Genomic DNA, 5,408 nt, shown 5'->3' with positions numbered 1-5,408 from the left:
CGAAACCCAGGCGCTGAGGCCGGTGTTTCGAAGATCTTTGACAGTGTGCGCAGGTGACTTGTGCGGGCGTCTGGCGGGTGGATGACTGTCCATCTTGCAGACGTTCGTAACAGAGCAACAAGTCAATTCAAATGCATGCAAATGCAAGCGAGTAATTGGGGCTCGGGACGACGACTGCACTCAAGTAATTAGGTTGGATCTTCGGATCTGGCCGAAACATTTAAGTGAAGAGTTTGATCCTGGCTCAGAGTGAACGCTGGCGGCAGGCCTAACACATGCAAGTCGAACGGCAGCACAGGGGAGCTTGCTCCCTGGGTGGCGAGTGGCGGACGGGTGAGGAATGCATCGGAATCTGCCTATACGTGGGGGATAACGTAGGGAAACTTACGCTAATACCGCATACGTCCTACGGGAGAAAGCGGGGGATCGCAAGACCTCGCGCGGATAGATGAGCCGATGTCCGATTAGCTAGTTGGCGGGGTAAAGGCCCACCAAGGCGACGATCGGTAGCTGGTCTGAGAGGATGATCAGCCACACTGGAACTGAGACACGGTCCAGACTCCTACGGGAGGCAGCAGTGGGGAATATTGGACAATGGGCGCAAGCCTGATCCAGCCATGCCGCGTGGGTGAAGAAGGCCTTCGGGTTGTAAAGCCCTTTTGTTGGGAAAGAAAACTTTCCGGCTAATACCCGGAGAGAATGACGGTACCCAAAGAATAAGCACCGGCTAACTTCGTGCCAGCAGCCGCGGTAATACGAAGGGTGCAAGCGTTACTCGGAATTACTGGGCGTAAAGCGTGCGTAGGTGGTTCGTTAAGTCTGATGTGAAAGCCCTGGGCTCAACCTGGGAATTGCATTGGAAACTGGCGGGCTAGAGTACGGTAGAGGGTAGTGGAATTCCTGGTGTAGCAGTGAAATGCGTAGAGATCAGGAGGAACATCCGTGGCGAAGGCGACTACCTGGACCAGTACTGACACTGAGGCACGAAAGCGTGGGGAGCAAACAGGATTAGATACCCTGGTAGTCCACGCCCTAAACGATGCGAACTGGATGTTGGGAGCAATCTGGCTCTCAGTATCGAAGCTAACGCGTTAAGTTCGCCGCCTGGGGAGTACGGTCGCAAGACTGAAACTCAAAGGAATTGACGGGGGCCCGCACAAGCGGTGGAGTATGTGGTTTAATTCGATGCAACGCGAAGAACCTTACCTGGCCTTGACATGTCCGGAACCTCTGAGAGATCGGAGGGTGCCTTCGGGAACCGGAACACAGGTGCTGCATGGCTGTCGTCAGCTCGTGTCGTGAGATGTTGGGTTAAGTCCCGCAACGAGCGCAACCCTTGTCCTTAGTTGCCAGCACGTAATGGTGGGAACTCTAAGGAGACCGCCGGTGACAAACCGGAGGAAGGTGGGGATGACGTCAAGTCATCATGGCCCTTACGGCCAGGGCTACACACGTACTACAATGGGAAGGACAGAGGGCTGCGAACCCGCGAGGGCAAGCCAATCCCAGAAACCTTCTCTCAGTCCGGATCGGAGTCTGCAACTCGACTCCGTGAAGTCGGAATCGCTAGTAATCGCAGATCAGCATTGCTGCGGTGAATACGTTCCCGGGCCTTGTACACACCGCCCGTCACACCATGGGAGTTTGTTGCACCAGAAGCAGGTAGCCTAACCGCAAGGAGGGCGCTTGCCACGGTGTGGCCGATGACTGGGGTGAAGTCGTAACAAGGTAGCCGTATCGGAAGGTGCGGCTGGATCACCTCCTTTTGAGACATAAAGACAGCACATTGCCTGTCCAGACGTCCGCACAAGTAACCTGCACAATCCGCACAAACAGACTGGGTCTGTAGCTCAGGTGGTTAGAGCGCACCCCTGATAAGGGTGAGGCCGGTGGTTCGAGTCCTCCCAGACCCACCACTCGGGCCTAGGCTCAGCTCGGAAACCGCATCTGGTTTTCTACGGGGCCTTAGCTCAGCTGGGAGAGCACCTGCTTTGCAAGCAGGGGGTCGTCGGTTCGATCCCGACAGGCTCCACCAGGTCGAGGCGGATTGTGTTGCGCACACAAAGATCTGAAAGCGGATCGGCGTTGAAGCCGGTCCGTGTTCTTTGAAAACAAGGGAAGTAGCGAGCGTTTGAGACGAAACTGTCCAGACGTGTCGTAGAGGCTAAGGCGGGAATCGAGAGATTCCTTATTTGAGTCGTTGCAATATTCGCGTCTGGAACTTGTAACTCCAGGCACTGCAACCCCGAGGCGACTTGGGGTTATATGGTCAAGCGAATAAGCGCACACGGTGGATGCCTTGGCGGTCAGAGGCGATGAAGGACGTGGCAGCCTGCGAAAAGTGTCGGGGAGCTGGCAACAAGCTTTGATCCGGCAATGTCCGAATGGGGAAACCCACCTCGCAAGAGGTATTGCATGGTGAATCCATAGCCATGCAAGGCGAACGCGGTGAACTGAAATATCTAAGTAACCGTAGGAAAAGAAATCAACCGAGATTCCCTGAGTAGTGACGAGCGAACGGGGAACAGCCCAAAAGTCTGTGTAGTTCTAGCAAAGCGGTCTGGAAAGGCCGGCCATAGAAGGTGACAGCCCTGTATGCGAAAGGGCTATGCAGATGAAATTGAGTAGGGCGGGGCACGTGAAACCCTGTCTGAACATGGGGGGACCATCCTCCAAGGCTAAATACTCCTGACCGACCGATAGTGAACCAGTACCGTGAGGGAAAGGCGAAAAGAACCCTGGTGAAGGGAGTGAAATAGACCCTGAAACCGTGTGCGTACAAGCAGTAGGAGCCCTTCGGGGTGACTGCGTACCTTTTGTATAATGGGTCAGCGACTTATTGTCTGTGGCGAGCTTAACCGTATAGGGGAGGCGAAGGGAAACCGAGTCTGAACAGGGCGCATAGTCGCAGGCAATAGACCCGAAACCGGGTGATCTAGTCATGCCCAGGGTGAAGGTACCGTAACAGGTACTGGAGGCCCGAACCCACTCCCGTTGCAAAGGTAGGGGATGAGGTGTGATTAGGAGTGAAAAGCTAATCGAACCCGGAGATAGCTGGTTCTCCTCGAAAGCTATTTAGGTAGCGCCTCATATGTATCCTCTCGGGGGTAGAGCACTGTCATGGCTAGGGGGTCATCGCGACTTACCAAACCATTGCAAACTCCGAATACCGAGACGGACTGTATGGGAGACACACGGCGGGTGCTAACGTCCGTCGTGAAAAGGGAAACAACCCAGACCCACAGCTAAGGTCCCAAATTTTGTGCTAAGTGGGAAACGATGTGGAAAGGCACAGACAGCCAGGAGGTTGGCTTAGAAGCAGCCACCCTTTAAAGAAAGCGTAATAGCTCACTGGTCGAGTCGGTCTGCGCGGAAGATTTAACGGGGCTAAGCACAGAACCGAAGCTTGGGGTGCATCACTTCGTGATGCGCGGTAGAGGAGCGTTCCGTAAGCCTGCGAAGGTGGATTGAGAAGTCTGCTGGAGGTATCGGAAGTGCGAATGCTGACATGAGTAACGATAATGCGGGTGAAAAGCCCGCACGCCGAAAGCCCAAGGTTTCCTTGCGCAACGTTAATCGACGCAGGGTGAGTCGGCCCCTAAGGCGAGGCAGAAATGCGTAGTCGATGGGAAGCTGGTTAATATTCCAGCACCTCGCGTAAGTGCGATGGAGGGACGGAGAAGGTTAGGCAGGCCGGGCGTTGGTTGTCCCGGTGAGAGAGTTGAGGCGGTGCCCTTAGGCAAATCCGGGGGCGCAACGTTGAGACTAAGGACGAGTCCATTAGGACGAAGCTGCTGATATCACGCTTCCAGGAAAAGCTCCTAAGCTTCAGCTTACGCAGACCGTACCGTAAACCGACACAGGTGGGTAGGATGAGAATTCTCAGGCGCTTGAGAGAACTCGGGTGAAGGAACTAGGCAAAATAGCACCGTAACTTCGGGAGAAGGTGCGCCTCTTCTGGTGAATAGCTGGGGGAGGCCGAAGTGACCAGGCCGCTGCGACTGTTTATCAAAAACACAGCACTCTGCAAACACGAAAGTGGACGTATAGGGTGTGACGCCTGCCCGGTGCCGGAAGGTTAATTGATGGGGTCAGCCGCAAGGCGAAGCTCTTGATCGAAGCCCCGGTAAACGGCGGCCGTAACTATAACGGTCCTAAGGTAGCGAAATTCCTTGTCGGGTAAGTTCCGACCTGCACGAATGGCGTAACGACAGCGGCGCTGTCTCCACCCGAGACTCAGTGAAATTGAAATCGCTGTGAAGATGCAGCGTTCCCGTGGCAAGACGGAAAGACCCCGTGAACCTTTACTATAGCTTCACACTGAACGTTGAGTTCGTCTGTGTAGGATAGGTGGGAGGCTGTGAAACCCTGGCGCCAGCTGGGGTGGAGCCATCCTTGAAATACCACCCTGTCGTGCTTGACGTTCTAACCTGGGCCCGTAATCCGGGTCGGGGACCGTGTGTGGTGGGTAGTTTGACTGGGGCGGTCTCCTCCCAAAGAGTAACGGAGGAGCTCGAAGGTACGCTCAGCGCGGTCGGACATCGCGCACTGTGTGCAAAGGCATAAGCGTGCTTGACTGCAAGATCGACGGATCAAGCAGGTACGAAAGTAGGACTTAGTGATCCGGTGGTTCTGTATGGAAGGGCCATCGCTCAACGGATAAAAGGTACTCCGGGGATAACAGGCTGATACCGCCCAAGCGTCCATAGCGACGGCGGTGTTTGGCACCTCGATGTCGGCTCATCACATCCTGGGGCTGTAGTCGGTCCCAAGGGTATGGCTGTTCGCCATTTAAAGTGGTACGCGAGCTGGGTTCAGAACGTCGTGAGACAGTTCGGTCCCTATCTGCCATGGGCGTTGGAGATTTGAGAGGGGCTGCTCCTAGTACGAGAGGACCGGAGTGGACGAACCTCTGGTGTTCCGGTTGTCACGCCAGTGGCACTGCCGGGTAGCTATGTTCGGAAGCGATAACCGCTGAAAGCATCTAAGCGGGAAGCGCGCCTCAAGATGAGATCTCCCGGGGCACAAGCCCCCTGAAGGAACCATCAAGACCAGGTGGTTGATAGGCTGGGTGTGTAAGCGCAGTAATGCGTTGAGCTAACCAGTACTAATGATCCGTGTGGCTTGACCATATAACCTCAAGTGGCCTTGGACTCTGCGACGACGTCGCGGGCAGCCAAGCCAACCGTTCGCTACTTCCCCCCTTTGAGAGCGTGTGCGCTGCTCATCCGTGGATCACTCCACCGATGCGCCGGCGACCCTCCACCCTCTCCCTGGTGACAATAGCTTTGTGGAACCACCCGATCCCATTCCGAACTCGGAAGTGAAACGCAAACGCGCCGATGGTAGTGTGCAGCCGCATGCGAGAGTAGGTCATCGCCAGGGTCTTTACCCCGAACCCCCAGCCC

Annotated in this window: 2 tRNA genes and 3 rRNA genes; all 5 read left to right on the top strand. The window is 55.5% G+C overall.

Going from position 1 to position 5,408, the window contains the following annotated elements:
- The first annotated feature begins 221 nt into the window (after positions 1–221).
- Positions 222–1,766: ribosomal RNA gene (locus ACFQ2D_RS16960) — 16S ribosomal RNA — on the top strand.
- 73 nt (positions 1,767–1,839) lie between these two features.
- Positions 1,840–1,916 (top strand) — tRNA-Ile (locus ACFQ2D_RS16955).
- A gap of 43 nt (positions 1,917–1,959) precedes the next feature.
- Positions 1,960–2,035 (top strand) — tRNA-Ala (locus tag ACFQ2D_RS16950).
- Between the two features lie 232 nt (positions 2,036–2,267).
- Positions 2,268–5,132: ribosomal RNA gene (locus tag ACFQ2D_RS16945) — 23S ribosomal RNA — on the top strand.
- Between the two features lie 140 nt (positions 5,133–5,272).
- Positions 5,273–5,385: ribosomal RNA gene (gene rrf, locus ACFQ2D_RS16940) — 5S ribosomal RNA — on the top strand.
- The 16S, 23S and 5S rRNA genes sit together here with 2 tRNA genes alongside, the layout of an rRNA operon.
- Positions 5,386–5,408 lie beyond the last annotated feature (23 nt).

Source organism: Luteimonas composti, from assembly GCF_042678665.1.
GTDB lineage: Bacteria > Pseudomonadota > Gammaproteobacteria > Xanthomonadales > Xanthomonadaceae > Luteimonas > Luteimonas composti.
This window is presented reverse-complemented; position numbering and strand designations above follow the sequence as displayed.